We start from the raw sequence: 14,358 nt of genomic DNA, 5'->3' as shown, positions 1-14,358 counted from the left end.
AGCAGGTCAGGAACAGGCTCAGATAATCTTATCGAGAGTAATAGGTAAGTCGCGCACCCGCTTACCGGTGGCATGGAACACCGCATTACTGATCGCTGCCGCCACGCCCACGATACCCAGCTCACCCACGGCTTTACCGCCCATGGTGGTCGCCTCAAAATCGGGCTCGCCAACGTTGATGGTGGTAATGCTCGGGATGTCACCGTTAACCGGCACCAGATAGTCCGCCAGGTTGTTGTTGATCACCCGACCATTGCGTGGATCGACGATGCCCTCTTCCATCAGCGCCTGACCGACGCCCATGATCATGCCGCCAATCCACTGGCTGCGCGCCAGTTTAGGGTTGTAGAGACGACCGCTGTCGAGCGCCGCCACCATCCGTTTGACCCGGATAGTGCCGAAATCTTCATCGACCCGCACTTCCACAAACTGCGCGCTCCAGCTGTGGGCCGAGAATTTTTCAGGGCGGCTCATGTCATTAAGGTTGCGCACCATCTTGTCGCGCTCGCTCTGTGACAGATCGTCCGGGAAAGTGCCGCCTTTCACCGTCAGACTCTCCGCCGGTGCCAGGCTTGCCAGCCGGGCAAATGAGACCGCCAGACCGCTGCGCAGATTATGCTGAACCCCGTCGCCTTTCAGCGTGAGCTGAGATGCCGGAGTGCCATTCAGTGGCGACTGTGGCAGCTCGCTGGCGAGTTTCAGCAGCTGGTCGCGCATTCGTCTGGCGGTATCGTTCACCGCCGCGGTCACGTTGCCCGCAAGCTGCGATCCACCTGCGACACCGGCACGCGGCAGCTCAGTATCACCCAGCTGAACCTCAATGGTGGTGGAGGCGACGCCAAGAATGTCGGCAGCGGTCTGCGCCAGGATGGTATAGGTCCCGGTGCCGATATCCGCACCGGCGCACTGCACCACAAATTTACCCTGTGGCGTCAGGATGATTTTTGCCTCAGCAGGCAGTTTGTTGACCGGATAGGTGCCAGAGGCCATGCCCCAGCCAATCAGTTCACGCCCTTCGCGCATCGACCGCGGCGTCATAATGCGCTTATCCCAGCCAAAGGCCTCAGCCCCTTTATGATAGGCTTCTTTCAGGCGACGCGAACTCCACGGTAGATCGAGCTGATAATCTTTGTCCGCCCAGTTGCGCAGACGCAGCTCCAGCGGATCGATATTCAGGGCATAGGCCATCTCGTCCATCGCCACTTCCAAGCCAAAGGCGCTGGGGTTTTCACCTGGCGCCCGCATCCAGCCTGGCGTCACGGTATTGATCGGCCTGACCTGATGCTGGGCGGAGACGTTGCCCACCGCATACATGCGGGCGGTGACTTTGCTGCAGTTCTCAGCAAATACATCGATTAATGAGGTTTCACTGAAGCTGCGCTGGATAATCGCCTGGATTTTGCCGTCACGCGAGGCACCCAGTTCCAGCTGCTGCGAGGTGGCGGGACGTCCGCCCAGACCAGTAAAGGTCTGCGGTCGGGTCAGCGACACTTTGATAGGACGCTTCAGCGCTCGTGACGCCACACTGGCCAGTGCGACGTGGGTGTAAGGCACTGGCTTGGACCCAAATCCCCCGCCGACATAGGGCGAAATGATCCGCACATCTTCAACGTCAATGCCCATCCACTCGGCGATTTCCACCTGCGCGCCTGCCACCCACTGACTTGGCTCCCAGACGGTAATGCGTCCATCCAGCCACTCAGCGACACAGGCGTGCGGTTCCATCGGCATGTTGTATTCGCGCGGCGTGGTATAGCGCTGGCTCAGACGCACCTCGGCCTGCTGCATCGCCGCCTGTGCATCGCCCATATCGATATCCTGTTTCGATACCGGTTTCGGTTCGACACCCTCATCGGTGGCAAAAATCAGTGCAGGCGAGGTTTCATAGTCGATCTCCACCAGCGAGGCGGCATAAGTTGCCTGCTCAAACGTCTCTGCCACCACCAGACCGATGTTCTGGCCGTTGTGAATAATCACATCGTCCTGAATCGGGGTATAGGTTGACTGCGCCGCGCCGCCGTCTGCAATCGCGGTAGGTTTGTTGATCTTCAGGCTATTCAGATGGGTATAAACCGCCACCACTCCCGAGGCCTGCTGCGCCTTTTCCGTAGACATCCGGCTGATACGGCCGCTGGCAACAGTAGACTGGATCACCACGCCATAGAGCGGATTTCCCGGCTGATGTTCTACCGCATACCGCGCCTCACCGGTGACTTTTACTTTGCCGTCACCCCGCGAGCGCCCGGCGCCCAGTCCCTCAATCGGATCGGTGGTTTCTGGTTCCGCCGTGGCAGTATCACTGGCACTGGCGCTTTGCATACTCAGACCCAGGCTGCCCGCCGCTGAGATCGCCGCCGTCGCCTTCAGTAACTCCCGACGTGCTTTGTCATTTACGTCACTCATGCGGTTTCTCCTGCTGCCATCAGCGCACGTGCAATCACACGCGGCGCCAGTTTTACTTTATAGGCGTTGTGGGTCAGCGCCTGCGTCTCCTGAGTAATCCGTTCTGCCGCCTGGAAGACCGTCTCTTCATTAAACGGCTGGCCCTCCAGCGCCTGCTCCACCGACCTGACCCGCCAGGGTTTGGTGGCGACGCCGCCCAGCGCAATATGCACCTGACGCATCACACCGTTCTCCAGCGTGAAGCCTGCGGCCGCGCTGGCTGCAGCAAACTCATAAGAGCTGCGGTCACGGACTTTAAGGTAGTGTGAGTGCCGCAGTGACTCGGTTTGCGGCACTTCGATAGCCACAATAATTTCGTCATCGCGCAGATCGTGCTCACGATCAGGTGTGTCACCCGGCAGCAGGAAGAAATCATCAATCGCGATGCGGCGGGTTTCGCCCTGCTGATTCTGCAGCACCACGATGGCGTCAAACGCCACCAGCGCCACCGCCAGATCGCCGGGATAGACCGCGATGCAGCTGTCGCTGGCGCCCAGGATGGCATGATTGCTGTTAACGCCATCCAGTGCGACGCAGCCGGAACCCGGATTGCGTTTGTTGCAGGCGGAAAAGGTCGCCGGATCGCGGTAATAGGCGCAACGGGTACGCTGGCGTAAATTACCGCCCAGCGTGGCCATGTTACGAATCTGCGGTGACGCGGCCTGCCACAGGCTTCCGTAGATGGCTGGCGCGTTCTGCTGGCAGGCGGGATGATCCGCCAGGCTGCTCATGGTGACCAGCGCGCCGGCCGTGATCTTATCGTCGTCAAACTGCAGGTTTTTAAGCCCGGTCAATCCAGTGATGCCGATGAGCTGCGGCGGCGTGAAGACCCCACACTTCATCAGATCGAGCTGTGTGGTGCCGCCTGCCAGAAACTGGCTGCCAGGCTGCTGTTTCAGAGCTGCGGCTTCCTCAGGCGACTGCGCGACTTTCCAGCTGAATTCATTCATGCGGACTCCTTCGCCATCTCTGCTGCGGCCTGTTTAATCGCATCCACAATGTGCGGATATGCTCCACAGCGGCAAAGGTTGCCGCTCATATACTCACGGATCTCATCTTCTGAACCCGCATGGCCCTCTTTGATGCAGGCGACGGCGGACATAATCTGACCCGGTGTACAGTAGCCGCACTGGAAGGCGTCATTCTCCATAAAGCAGCGCTGCACCGGGTGCAGTTCACCTTCGGTGGAGGCTAGCCCTTCAATGCTGGTCACTTCGGCGCCATCCGCCTGAGCCGCCAGCGTCAGGCAACTCAGCACCCGCTGGCCATTAATCAGTACCGTGCAGGCACCGCACTGCCCCTGATCGCACCCTTTTTTGGTGCCGGTCAGGTTAAGATGCTCACGCAGCGCATCAAGCAGGGTGACACGGGGATCGACCTGCATCTGCTGCGACTGACCATTAACCTGCATTGTTAGCGATATTTTTTCCGACATTGTCTGCTTCCCATTGTTGGGGGCCAAAAGATGTAATTTTTTATAGGTTTATTTCTGACGGGGTTCGAATCGGGGGAAAATCGTGATAACCCTAATCTTTACGCGCGTATCTCTGCTTTAAGGTTTAGCAGCTTTTTGGCAATTTTGCGGGGAAGCAGGGAAAAGTAAGTGTTATCTGAATGGCGGAGCGAGGTTGAATCGGGATAAATATGTGTTCATACAACGCTCATCTAAATGATTTTATTAATTTTATTGAAAAAAGCTTTTATAGCCGTCGTTCATAGGGTTTATCTGTCCGCCTCATTAATCCTGCCGCGAAATGTGTAACCCTGAAAGGCAATTTCGGGTCTGATAGCAGGTCGGGTAGCGAAGCCGTAGTTAACGTCGATAAATCGGCCTGTCCCGACCAGGAAAACCGATCAAACAGGTCAGAGGGCCTATGCTGAAAGAAAATTTTAACGATCTGATCTATCTGGTGGTGGTAGCAGAAGAGCGCAGCTTCACCCGGGCAGCGGCGAAGCTGGGTGTGTCGCAGTCGGCACTGAGCCACGCGATTCGCGCTCTGGAAGAGCGTCTTAGCGTCCGGTTGCTGACGCGCACTACACGCAGCGTTGCCCCGACAGAAGCGGGTGAACGGCTGATCACTACCCTCGCCCCGCTGTTCAGCGAGATTGAGTCTGAACTGGTCAATGTCACTGACAGTCAGGGTAAAATCTCCGGCAACATTCGTATCACCGCAGGCGAACATGCGCTCACCTCTACACTCTGGCCGCTGCTCAGGCCCTTTCTTCAGCAATACCCCGATGTCCATGTTGAAGTGTCGGTGGATAACAGTCTGACCGATATTGTCAGCGGCCGTTTCGATGCGGGCGTGCGACTGGGTGAGCAGGTCGAAAAGGATATGGTGGCGGTGCGCATCGGGCCGGACTGGAATATGTGCGTGGTGGCAGCCAGCAGCTATTTTGATCAGCACGGCAGACCTGAGACGCCCTATGATTTACAGCATCATAACTGCATCAACCTGCGGCTGCCGACGCTGGGTGGCCTCTATAACTGGGAGTTTATGCGTGATGGCAAGGAGATCAGGGTCAAAACGCAGGGTCAGTTAATTTTTAATCATCTCGCGTCGCGCATTGATGCCGCACTGAGCGGGATGGGGATCTGCTATGTGCCGCAGGATAGCGTTGCGGAACACCTTAAAAGTGGCCGTCTGGTTCAGGTGCTGGCTGACTGGTGTGAGCCTTTTCCGGGTTATTATCTTTACTATCCCAGCCGCAGACAGCACACCAGCGCCTTTACACGCTTGATTGATGCGGTGCGCTATCGCGGTTGAGAGACAGCCGCGATAGCCAGTCAGCTGGCATTAAGCCGCTGTCGTTCAAGCTGCCGCGTTTTGCGGCCTGAAATCACCATCGCCACAATAAACACCAGTGCAAACAGCACCACGATCGTGGGTGCTGGCGCGCTGTCGATAAAGAACGAGAGATAGACCCCGCTCAGCGACACCAGCACCGACACCACGACCGCCACCAGCAGCGCATGTGAAAAGCGGCGGGTAAGCAGAACTGCGATAGCACCGGGCGCGATCAGCAGGGAAATCGACAGGATAATCCCTACTGCTTTCAGCGTCGCCACAATGGTCAGCGAGACCATGCAGAGCAGCCCATAATGCAGCCAGCGTGCGGGTAAGCCAGAGACCTGCGCCTGCTGCGGATCAAAACTGAATAGCATAAAATCACGCCATTTCACCGCAATGACCCCAACGATCACCGCTGCGATAAGCGAGGTCTGAATTATGTCAGCGCCCGTAATGCCGAGCATGTCACCAAACAGAATGTGATCAAGATGCACCTCCGGTTTCACGGCGATATAGAGGATCAATCCCACCGCGAACATGCCGGAGAAGACGATTCCCAGCACCGTATCCTGCTTGATGCGACTGTTGTCCTGCAGAAATCCACTGGCAACAGCACAGAACAGACCTGCGACAAACGCACCCACCGCCAGCGGCAGCCCGGCCATCCAGGCGAGGACGATGCCGGGGAATACCGCATGGCTCATGGCATCGCCCATCAGCGCCCAGCCTTTCAGTACCAGAAAGACCGACAGCAGCGCACAGGGGATCGCCACCACCAGCGCAATCAGCAACGCGCTGTTCATAAAAGCGAACTGGAAAGGTTCAAAGATCCACATCAGCCAGGCTCCTTTTCGGGACGATGGCGGCCACGACGCCGGTTAGCCAGCAAGCCATGTTTGGGCGCAAAGACAAACGCCAGCAGGAACAACAACGTCTGCGCCACCACGATGATGCCGCCCGTTGCGCCATCCAGGTAGTAACTCGCCCACGCACCGAGAAAACTGGTGATACTGCCAATCGCTACGGCAATCATCAGCAGACGCGGGAAGCGGTCGGTGAGCATCCAGGCCGTCGCGCCTGGCGTCACCACCAGACAGATCACCAGAAATGCACCGACGGTTTGCAGCGCCGCCACGGTTGAGACTGCCAGCAGGGTAAAGAAGAGGACTTTCAGTCGTTCAGGACGCAGTCCGATAGCGCGCGCGTGATTCTCATCAAAGAAGGTGACCATCAGATCCTTCCACTTAAACAGCAGAATGATGATCGACAGCCCGCCAATCAGCGCCAGCTGAAGTATATCTGCGGGCGCAATCGCCAGAATATTGCCGAGCACAATGGTCTGAATGTTTACCGCGGTCGGATTGAGCGACACCATAAACAGACCCAGACCAAAGAAGGAGGAGAAGATCAGGCCGATGATTGCATCTTCTTTTAAGCGGGTGCGCTGATTGAGTAACAGCATACTGCCCGCCGCCAGCCCACCTGAGAGAAACGCGCCCAGCGCAAAGGGCAGTCCCAGCATGTAAGCACCCGCTACGCCCGGCACGATGGAGTGCGACAGCGCATCGCCAATCAGCGACCAGCCTTTGAGCATCAGATAGCAGGAGAGAAACGCACACAGGCCGCCGACCATGGCGGAGACCCACATCGCGTTGAGCATGTAGTGATAACCAAAAGGCTCCAGTAACAGTTCCATGGTCAGTTTCCGTCTTCAGGTGCCGTACGTGGCGCAATAAAAGGCCGTTCATCGTCGGTGATAATCTGATCGTCCAGCCCTTTCACCATCACATGACGCAGCACCCCACTGAATGCACGCTCAAGGTTGGCGGCGGTAAAGGTGGTGCGGGTCGGGCCGCTGGCCAGAATGGTGCCTTTGACCATCACGGTGTAATCGCAGAACTCCGTGACCGATCCCAGATTATGCGTTGAGACAAGCATCGTCTTGCCTTCATCGCGCAGCTCACCCAGCAGGCTGATGATTCTGGCCTCGGTCTGAACGTCCACGCCGGTAAACGGCTCATCCAGCAGGATAACGCTGCCCTGCTGGGCGATGGCGCGCGCCAGAAATACCCTTTTCTTCTGTCCGCCGGAGAGTTCACCGATTTGACGATGGCGGTAATCCAGCATATCGACCCGCGCCAGCGCATCACTGATAATCTGCTGGTCGTGCGGTTTCGGTCGACGCAGCAGGCCCATATGACCATAGCGACCCATCATTACCACATCTTCCACCAGCACCGGAAAAGACCAGTCCACCTCTTCCGACTGCGGCACATACGCGACCAGACTCTGACGCAGTGCTTCACGGGTTGGCATGCCGAGCACTGAGATGCTGCCGCTGGCGAGCCGGACAAAGCCCATCAGCGCTTTGAACAGGGTTGACTTGCCTGAGCCATTGACGCCCACCAGCGCCGCAATCGATCCGCCCGGCACGCTGAAGCTGGCATCATGCAACGCGGTGTGACCGTTGCGATAGGTCACGGTAACATCGGAAACCACGATGGTGTCTGTCATTGCGCTTTCTCTCCCGCTTTGATGCCCTGTGCCAGCGTCTCCGTGGTGACTCTGAGCAGATCCAGATAGGTCGGCACCGGTCCCTGAGCATTGCTTAAAGAATCGACGTAAAGCACCCCACCGTAATGCGCACCCGTTTCCCGCGCGACCTGACGGGCTGGCTTATCCGACACGGTGCTTTCACTGAACACCGCCGGAATCGCATTTTTCTTCACCTGGTCAATCACTTTTCTCACCTGTTGCGGCGTGCCCTGCTGATCAGCATTTACAGGCCACAGGTAGAGTTCTTTCATACCCAGGTCGCGAGCCAGATAGGAGAATGCGCCTTCGCTGGTCACCATCCAGCGTTTATCCTCCGGGATGTCGGCAATCTGCTGGCGAAGCGGATCCAGCGCTGCGGTGATTTTTTGTTTATAGGCGCCTGCGTTCTGACGATAGGTTTCCGCATGTGCCGGGTCATATTTCACCAGCGCATCACGGATATTATCGACATAGATCAACGCATTGTCCGGAGACATCCAGGCGTGCGGATTCGGTTTACCGTTGTAAGGTCCCTCGCCGATACCAATCGGTTTTACCCCGGCAGAGACAATCACTTCCGGCACCCCATCCAGATGCTGGTAAAAACGCTCAAACCAGCGTTCGAGATTAAGACCGTTCGCCATGATTAACTGCGCACCCTGCGCACGTTTGATATCGCCGGGCGTCGGCTGATATTCGTGTATTTCAGCACCCGGTTTGGTAATGGAAGTGACTTCGGCCGCATCGCCCGCCACGTTTTTTACCATGTCAGCGATGACCGTAAACGTCGTCACTACCTTAAATTTTTCTGCTGCATAGCTGCTGGTCGCCATCAGGGTTGTCAGTAGCGCACTCAGTAGCATCATGGTTATTTTTCTTTTCGGGACCATAGGGCGATCTCCAGAGGTGATTAAAAACAGAACATAATTAGCATAGGCTATTTTTTATAGCACAGGCTATACCTTTGTAACAGCGAAGGGTTGTGAAGTTTCTTCAGCGTCCGGGCCCGAATGTGAAGTTTTGTAAGCTAGGTGTTTTACTTATTGATATGTAAAAAGTTAATTTCATTGATGGAAAGTTTATGGAAAGCGTGATGTATAGCTATAACCGGGTTTTACGCCTTTCTCATCTGTGGTTGAGTAAACCGCAAAAGCGATAACAGGATTACAAAAAGACCATCCTGGCTGTGCAATTGACCGAAAAGCGCTCTGACACCTGGCGGCACTCACATGACACGCATAGCAGACCGACAATTAAAATAATCTTATTGATAGGCTGAATTGATTAAGCTTCGTAAATTTTTTTGCTACAGTTAATGTTACTTACCGCAATCACCCAGGAGGATAATTTGTATTTTTCCAGCGACGAAAAAGCGAATGTCATCATTGGCGAAGCCGCAATGAACCTGTTTAATGCCGGTCAGGAAGTGAATGTTGAACTGCTGATTAATGAACTAAGGGTCATGGCTGACTCTGAAGTTAATGAGACTCGCCTTGAGCAGATGCAGCATGCGCTTCAATGGCTGATGGGGTTCAAAACCATCGGTTCCCGCAGCACCGCCCCGGCGAACTGGCTTGCCAAAACCACTGGCAAAGAGCCCGCTGCTCCCGTCTCTGCCGATGACATCTTCTTTAAACACTAACCCAGGTGTGCCGTTCCTCTCCGGCCTTAATATTCAGGTCGGAGCGTCGGTGGGGTGTGAATGATACAAGAATCTGGTACAATTTTTACCTCGCTACAAACTCCTCGTAACACCCTGTTTTAAAAGCCTTAGCACTTTTTGCACAAAAAAATTAATCCCAAAAATCCAAAATTCTGTACAAGTTTTGCAAAGATGTATAACTTGCGCATCCAGAGTGCATACATTTAAATCACCTGAGGACAACAACATGCGTCAGAACGGACAAGCCCCGGAAACGATCAGCGATATTGCCCGTTACTTTAATCAGGCCAGCTCACCGTCGCAACAGGAGACGCTGGGTTCGGTTGTGGTGGAAATTCTGCGCGCAGGTCATAGCCTTAGTCGGAAAACGATTTGCAGTAAACTGCTGAGTCGCCTTGAACTGGCTGCCACGCCAGAAGAAGAGAGTCATCTGCATGAACTCATTGCGATGCTGTTTCGTCGCGAAGATTAATGCCCTCTCACGGTCGTGCATGTTAATCAGGACGCCTGTTTCAGCCATCACCCAGGAAGATCTATCCTAGCAATAAAGCCCAGTTCTGCTTCCCGTATCGGGTGCACTAAGTCGCACCCGCTGACGCATACGGACCCGCAGCATGGCCATTGATTCGCAATCAGAGAAGCCAGTATGTACAGAAGTGAAGATGAGAAACTGACAGATGTTATGATCGGCGAAGCCGTTCTGACATTACTCAAGTCAGACAAACCGGTATCCAGCAACGCCTTAATCGCACAGCTCGAACTGATGGCTGCTGATGCTGACGACGCCGTGAAAGTGTCAGTGATTCGCAAAGCCATCACTGAAGTCCGTAATGGTATGGTTGCCGCGCGCAAACGCGTGCAGGGCGACGGTGCCGAACGTGATAACACGGCTCATCGTATGAACAGTGATGGCCCGCCTGAAGGTTCGAAAAAGCACTGATTGAGCGTACTGCGTACCTGATACATGCGGCTAATTTTAAGCGAAGCGGCAGACCTGAACAGAATTTTTAAGGCGGGCTGGGCAAAACGAAAACTGCGCCTACACTCGTTTTTGACTTCAACCATTGCATCTGACCCATTTTCCTCAGAGAAAGAATAATCATGCAGCATTCATCATCAGATTCTTCAATCATTGACTACTTCCGTAGCGCAGGCGACCAGCTTGCTCCGGAAACCGAACTGCTGGGCGCAGTGATTCGTGACATTGTTGCTGATCAGGGACGTGTAACCAATAAAGCGATCATCCTCTATTTGATCGCTGAACTGGAATGCACTTCAGATGTTGTCAGGCTGGATGTGTTACGCAAAACGCTGGAAATCGTGGTTGGCCGCACGCCAGACGATACCGGCATCTGATACGCCATTCTGCGTTACCTCTGGTAACGCAGGATACTCTTCCCCCTCGCCCGCTTTTGTTTCCTTCCCTCACTTTCGCTGTATACCCGATATGCCACACAGAAATTATCCGATATAAAAATTCTTTTGCAGGTTAATGATGTAGCAGGGATTTGATCCCGACGATAACGCTTTTTTGCAATCATGCCAGATGATGATCATTCAGGCTTAATAAGACCTGCCAATGAAAAGGCGAACTTCTTTATCAGAAATTCGCCACCCCTAATGAATAATCAACAGAAAGATCTGACTGACATTTTTAATGCGGTCATCAACCGTCACGCTGAATAAAAAAGAAACAAACGACTCACAAAAAATCCGTTTTAATGGCTGCCAGCAATATGCAATGCCTCTTATTCTCGCCGATGTCAAAGGTAGCAGGGCCGCTATCATGACACAGGCCGGGACAACGCCCGGCATCAGGCCTGGCAACCTTAATGCATCTTACGAGTGAAAAAGCTTATCGCTTCCTGACACAATGCTTTCAGCCTGCTGTCACGCGTCTCTTCGCTCAGGCGAAACAGCGCGTCCGTAATGTCGTGGAAATGAACCGGCTCTCCCGCCTTGATCAAATCACTGACTACCGCACCAACCAGCGCACGGATTTCATTATCGTTGTCGTACTTCACACGACCTCCCGATGGTGTATGCATATACAGTCTATCATTAGCGGGAGCCAAAAAACAAAAAAGCCGTCAAGCGGGAAATATAAGCGAAGCGGCAAAAAGGTTATTAACTATACAACCTCAGAATATTATCTTGATTTATTTTCACCCCATGCAGCCCTGAAGCTATAAATAGCCAAAACGTGGTAGCAACCGCTGTAATCTATTTATGCCCATGTATATTGAGAGTTGGATAGTTATATATCGCGGAAACAGACTTTTGGCTGAATGTGTTATAAACACTTTTTCGACTCACTGTTTTTTGCGATAACCTGCGCGGCAGGCTTCCCTGCCTGATATGTTCTGACCAGCCTGTGTTAAATGATCATCTGACAATGGCCAGCAGTATGATAAAACTATCGTCATCCTCTGGTGTCACGAGCAGCACATGGCTAAATTTACCCTGAAACAGATTGCTGCCCAGTCGGGACTCAGTCTGGCGACCATCGACCGGGCACTGCATCAGCGCGGCAACGTGCATGCCACAACCCAGCACCGAATCCAGCAGGCGATAGCGGACCTGGAACTGATGCAAAAAGCGGGACTCGCCAGGGGAAGAACGATCTATTTCGACGTCATCATGCATACACCTGACCGCTTTCAGCCACTGATACGTGAGGCGTTCAGCAGTCAGATTGCCAGTTTTACTGCCTTTAAACTTCAGCTGCGTTTCCACTTCGGCGCGAATTTGACTGCGGAGGCGATTAACGCGCTGCTGAATAAAAAAGCGTTGCATAGTCACGGCGTCATTCTTAAGGCAGCCTGTTCTGGTGAAATTCATCCCACCCTTGAATCACTGCTGAAACAACGCGTTCCGGTGGTCACCATGATGAGTGACCTGCCCGGCAGCGCGCGCCTGCGCTATATCGGCATGGATAATTTTGATGCCGGTAAAGTGGCGGCTTTTCTGATGTCAAAATGGCTGCGGGTAAGTCGTTCGCATATTGTGGCTGTGACCGGCAGTCACGATTTCATTGGCGAACAGGAGAGAATTCAGGGATTTCAGCGAGCAATGCAGGAGTTTGCGCCCCAGCATCAGGTGAGCGTGGTAGCAGGCGGTTATGGCATTGACGCCCGGATGCAGCAGTCGGTGACACAGTTCTTGCAGAGCCATCCGGATGCAGATGCGGTCTACACAGTCGGTGGCGGTAATCCCGGCATACTGCGCGCTTTTGCCGAACAAAAGCGGACGGTTAACGCTTTTATTGGTCACGATCTCGATCGTGAGAATCGTGTACTGCTGCAGGCCGGTAAAATTGATGCATTAATCGAGCATAATTTACAGCTTGATGCGCTGCACGCTTTCAGAACGCTGCTGGCGTTTCATGGATTTTTGCCCGCCTCAGAACCGCCCGCGCCCTACTCTAAAATCAACATCATCACCCGTTACAACATGACAGCCTGAAAAACTGTCAGGCAATTAATGAGCCCGGCTCATAACCGTTTGCCGACTGAGCGGGCTAATCACGCTCCGGCTTGCCGGTTACACTGTGCATGACACGTTAACAACAGGAGTGAGTAATGAAAATTATCGCCAACGGATCGCTGCCTTCGCGTAAAGGACCTGCTGAATATTTTACCGGTACGGTTCGGATTGATGCACCATTCCAGGCAACCGAACCCGCCCGCGTGGGTGGCGCAACGGTGACTTTTGAACCGGGTGCCCGCACCGCATGGCATACCCATCCACTCGGGCAAACCCTGATCGTCACGCATGGCCAGGGCTGGATTCAGTGTGAGGGTGAAGCCATTCAGGTGATGAACACCGGTGATATCGTCTGGATCCCGGAAAACGCGAAGCACTGGCACGGTGCAACGCCGGATAACGCCATGACGCATATTGCTATCGCTGAGTCACTGAACGGCTCGCCGGTTGACTGGCTGGAGCAGGTCAGCGATCAGCAATATCAGCGCTAAATCAGACGTGCATTCTGTCGCTAAAGTCTGACGTGATCGATCAGCGCCCTCAGCTTGGGGGCCAGATTTTTGCGGCTTGGAAAATAGAGATAGAAGCCGGCAAAGGCAGGCAACCATGCGTCGAGCAGGGTCACCAGTTCGCCACGTGCGATGTAAGGCTGGAAGGTTTCTTCCATGCCAAAGCTGATGCCGCCCCCGGCGCAGGCGGTGCGGATCATCACCCCCATGTCGTTGGTGGTGAGTTGCGGATTGACGGCAACATCAAACTCGCGCCCCTGCTCTGCAAACTCCCAGCGATAAGGGGCCAGACCAGGCCCTTTTCGCCAGCCTATGCAGCGATGATTGACCAGATCCTGAGGATGTTGCGGCGTGCCTGCGCGAGCCAGATAGGCGGGTGACGCCACCGCCACCTGACGCTGCGCGGTGGATACCGGCACCGCAATCATATCCTGAGCAATCACCTCCCCCAGCCGCACGCCCGCGTCATAGCCTTGCCCGACAATATCAAACTCCTCATCGGTGACGGTGATATCCAGCTCCACCTGCGGGTAAGCGGTAATAAAGCTCGCCAGTAGTTTTCCCCCCAGCATCCGCTCAGCAATCGAGGAGATCGCCAGCCGCAGCTGGCCCCGAGGTTCCGCAGCCAGTTCGGCAATATCGGTCACGGCGCGATTGAGCTGGTTGATCGCCGGCGCCACTTCGGCATAGAGCCGCTGTCCGGCTTCGGTCAGCTGAACCGATCGTGTGGTGCGCTGCATCAGCGTGAGGTTAAGCCGGTCTTCCAGACGCCGCAGACTCTGGCTGATCGCCGGACGCGTAACACCTAATTGTTCTGCGGCCAGCCGGAAATTTCGCGTCTGCGCCACAATCACAAAAACTTCGAGAGCATTTTTATCGGCATTCATTGGTCAGATTGAGTTACCAGTGCGTAAAGTGTTCGGTGGATTAT

At 54.5% G+C, this 14,358-nt stretch carries 16 protein-coding genes; 7 read left to right on the top strand and 9 right to left on the bottom strand.

The window, feature by feature from the left end:
- Nucleotides 1–18: 18 nt before the first annotated feature.
- Genes HFD87_RS06690 through HFD87_RS06680 form a run of 3 tightly spaced genes read right to left on the bottom strand, consistent with a single transcriptional unit; the run spans nt 19 to nt 3,877 of the window.
- Complete coding sequence (locus tag HFD87_RS06690; RefSeq protein ID WP_167423129.1) at nt 19–2,403, bottom strand: xanthine dehydrogenase family protein molybdopterin-binding subunit; 2,385 nt, start codon at nt 2,401–2,403, stop codon at nt 19–21.
- Nucleotides 2,400–3,392: a xanthine dehydrogenase family protein subunit M gene (locus HFD87_RS06685; RefSeq protein WP_167423128.1), complete on the bottom strand. Its 993-nt coding sequence runs from the start codon at nt 3,390–3,392 to the stop codon at nt 2,400–2,402. The genes HFD87_RS06690 and HFD87_RS06685 overlap by 4 nt, the downstream gene beginning before the upstream one ends.
- A complete protein-coding gene (locus HFD87_RS06680; RefSeq protein ID WP_022624540.1) occupies nt 3,389–3,877 on the bottom strand; it encodes a (2Fe-2S)-binding protein in 489 nt (162 codons plus the stop codon). Before HFD87_RS06680 ends, HFD87_RS06685 begins: the two co-directional genes overlap by 4 nt.
- Before the next feature lie 439 nt (nt 3,878–4,316).
- Here HFD87_RS06680 and HFD87_RS06675 point away from each other — a divergent pair, with 439 nt between their 5' ends.
- Nucleotides 4,317–5,210 carry a LysR family transcriptional regulator gene (locus HFD87_RS06675; RefSeq protein WP_010246903.1) on the top strand — a complete coding sequence of 298 codons (894 nt, stop codon included), beginning with the start codon at nt 4,317–4,319 and terminating at the stop codon, nt 5,208–5,210.
- Nucleotides 5,211–5,230: 20 nt separating this feature from the next.
- Here HFD87_RS06675 and HFD87_RS06670 read toward each other — a convergent pair whose 3' ends face one another.
- Genes HFD87_RS06670 through HFD87_RS06655 form a run of 4 tightly spaced genes read right to left on the bottom strand, consistent with a single transcriptional unit; the run spans nt 5,231 to nt 8,635 of the window.
- Nucleotides 5,231–6,070: a metal ABC transporter permease gene (locus HFD87_RS06670; RefSeq protein WP_052271319.1), complete on the bottom strand. Its 840-nt coding sequence runs from the start codon at nt 6,068–6,070 to the stop codon at nt 5,231–5,233.
- On the bottom strand, nt 6,070–6,930 hold the full coding sequence (gene sitC / locus HFD87_RS06665) for an iron/manganese ABC transporter permease subunit SitC (RefSeq protein WP_010246899.1): 861 nt from the start codon (nt 6,928–6,930) through the stop codon (nt 6,070–6,072). The genes HFD87_RS06670 and sitC overlap by 1 nt, the downstream gene beginning before the upstream one ends.
- Nucleotides 6,931–6,932: 2 nt before the next feature.
- Entirely contained in the window at nt 6,933–7,748 is an 816-nt protein-coding gene (locus HFD87_RS06660; protein ID WP_167423127.1) for a manganese/iron ABC transporter ATP-binding protein, read from the bottom strand.
- Nucleotides 7,745–8,635, bottom strand: a complete 891-nt coding sequence (locus tag HFD87_RS06655; RefSeq protein WP_371742417.1) for a metal ABC transporter substrate-binding protein — start codon at nt 8,633–8,635, stop codon at nt 7,745–7,747. The genes HFD87_RS06660 and HFD87_RS06655 overlap by 4 nt, the downstream gene beginning before the upstream one ends.
- Before the next feature lie 482 nt (nt 8,636–9,117).
- On the opposite strand from HFD87_RS06655, the gene HFD87_RS06650 reads away from it, so the two are divergent.
- The 4 genes from HFD87_RS06650 (at nt 9,118) to HFD87_RS06635 (ending at nt 10,788) form a co-directional block, all read left to right on the top strand.
- A complete protein-coding gene (locus tag HFD87_RS06650; protein WP_010670559.1) occupies nt 9,118–9,411 on the top strand; it encodes a hypothetical protein in 294 nt (97 codons plus the stop codon).
- 247 nt (nt 9,412–9,658) lie between these two features.
- Nucleotides 9,659–9,904 (top strand): regulatory protein YcgZ, encoded by a 246-nt coding sequence (ycgZ, locus tag HFD87_RS06645; RefSeq protein ID WP_010246891.1) that lies wholly within the window; start codon nt 9,659–9,661, stop codon nt 9,902–9,904.
- A 174-nt stretch (nt 9,905–10,078) separates the two neighbouring features.
- Nucleotides 10,079–10,372, top strand: coding sequence for a hypothetical protein (locus tag HFD87_RS06640; protein ID WP_010670560.1), 294 nt, complete (start codon nt 10,079–10,081; stop codon nt 10,370–10,372).
- Between the two features lie 161 nt (nt 10,373–10,533).
- The gene (locus HFD87_RS06635) at nt 10,534–10,788 is read left to right on the top strand and encodes a biofilm/acid-resistance regulator YmgB/AriR (RefSeq protein WP_010246887.1); all 255 of its coding nucleotides are present in this window, start codon (nt 10,534–10,536) and stop codon (nt 10,786–10,788) included.
- Nucleotides 10,789–11,261: 473 nt separating this feature from the next.
- On the opposite strand, the gene HFD87_RS06630 is transcribed toward HFD87_RS06635, so the two are convergent.
- Nucleotides 11,262–11,456, bottom strand: coding sequence for a hypothetical protein (locus tag HFD87_RS06630; RefSeq protein ID WP_010246886.1), 195 nt, complete (start codon nt 11,454–11,456; stop codon nt 11,262–11,264).
- A gap of 424 nt (nt 11,457–11,880) precedes the next feature.
- On the opposite strand from HFD87_RS06630, the gene HFD87_RS06625 reads away from it, so the two are divergent.
- Together HFD87_RS06625 and HFD87_RS06620 are read left to right on the top strand one after the other, a co-directional pair.
- A complete protein-coding gene (locus HFD87_RS06625; protein ID WP_167423126.1) occupies nt 11,881–12,897 on the top strand; it encodes a substrate-binding domain-containing protein in 1,017 nt (338 codons plus the stop codon).
- A 116-nt stretch (nt 12,898–13,013) separates the two neighbouring features.
- Complete coding sequence (locus tag HFD87_RS06620) at nt 13,014–13,409, top strand: cupin domain-containing protein (protein ID WP_167423125.1); 396 nt, start codon at nt 13,014–13,016, stop codon at nt 13,407–13,409.
- Nucleotides 13,410–13,429: 20 nt separating this feature from the next.
- On the opposite strand, the gene HFD87_RS06615 is transcribed toward HFD87_RS06620, so the two are convergent.
- The gene (locus HFD87_RS06615; RefSeq protein ID WP_167423124.1) at nt 13,430–14,314 is read right to left on the bottom strand and encodes a LysR family transcriptional regulator; all 885 of its coding nucleotides are present in this window, start codon (nt 14,312–14,314) and stop codon (nt 13,430–13,432) included.
- Nucleotides 14,315–14,358: the final 44 nt, after the last annotated feature.

It is taken from the genome of Pantoea sp. EKM21T, from assembly GCF_011800405.1.
GTDB lineage: Bacteria > Pseudomonadota > Gammaproteobacteria > Enterobacterales > Enterobacteriaceae > Pantoea > Pantoea agglomerans.
The sequence above is the reverse complement of the archived record's forward strand: the minus strand, read 5'-3'. Positions and strand labels throughout refer to the sequence as shown.

Coding starts and splice junctions, on each gene's coding strand:
- HFD87_RS06660 (WP_167423127.1), bottom strand. CDS start 7,748: ATGACAGACACCATCGTGGTTTCCGATGTTACCGTGACCTATCGCAAC.
- HFD87_RS06640 (WP_010670560.1), top strand. CDS start 10,079: ATGTACAGAAGTGAAGATGAGAAACTGACAGATGTTATGATCGGCGAA.
- HFD87_RS06615 (WP_167423124.1), bottom strand. CDS start 14,314: ATGAATGCCGATAAAAATGCTCTCGAAGTTTTTGTGATTGTGGCGCAG.
- HFD87_RS06685 (WP_167423128.1), bottom strand. CDS start 3,392: ATGAATGAATTCAGCTGGAAAGTCGCGCAGTCGCCTGAGGAAGCCGCA.
- ycgZ (WP_010246891.1), top strand. CDS start 9,659: ATGCGTCAGAACGGACAAGCCCCGGAAACGATCAGCGATATTGCCCGT.
- HFD87_RS06675 (WP_010246903.1), top strand. CDS start 4,317: ATGCTGAAAGAAAATTTTAACGATCTGATCTATCTGGTGGTGGTAGCA.
- sitC (WP_010246899.1), bottom strand. CDS start 6,930: ATGGAACTGTTACTGGAGCCTTTTGGTTATCACTACATGCTCAACGCG.
- HFD87_RS06620 (WP_167423125.1), top strand. CDS start 13,014: ATGAAAATTATCGCCAACGGATCGCTGCCTTCGCGTAAAGGACCTGCT.
- HFD87_RS06690 (WP_167423129.1), bottom strand. CDS start 2,403: ATGAGTGACGTAAATGACAAAGCACGTCGGGAGTTACTGAAGGCGACG.
- HFD87_RS06670 (WP_052271319.1), bottom strand. CDS start 6,070: ATGTGGATCTTTGAACCTTTCCAGTTCGCTTTTATGAACAGCGCGTTG.
- HFD87_RS06635 (WP_010246887.1), top strand. CDS start 10,534: ATGCAGCATTCATCATCAGATTCTTCAATCATTGACTACTTCCGTAGC.
- HFD87_RS06625 (WP_167423126.1), top strand. CDS start 11,881: ATGGCTAAATTTACCCTGAAACAGATTGCTGCCCAGTCGGGACTCAGT.
- HFD87_RS06680 (WP_022624540.1), bottom strand. CDS start 3,877: ATGTCGGAAAAAATATCGCTAACAATGCAGGTTAATGGTCAGTCGCAG.
- HFD87_RS06655 (WP_371742417.1), bottom strand. CDS start 8,635: ATGATGCTACTGAGTGCGCTACTGACAACCCTGATGGCGACCAGCAGC.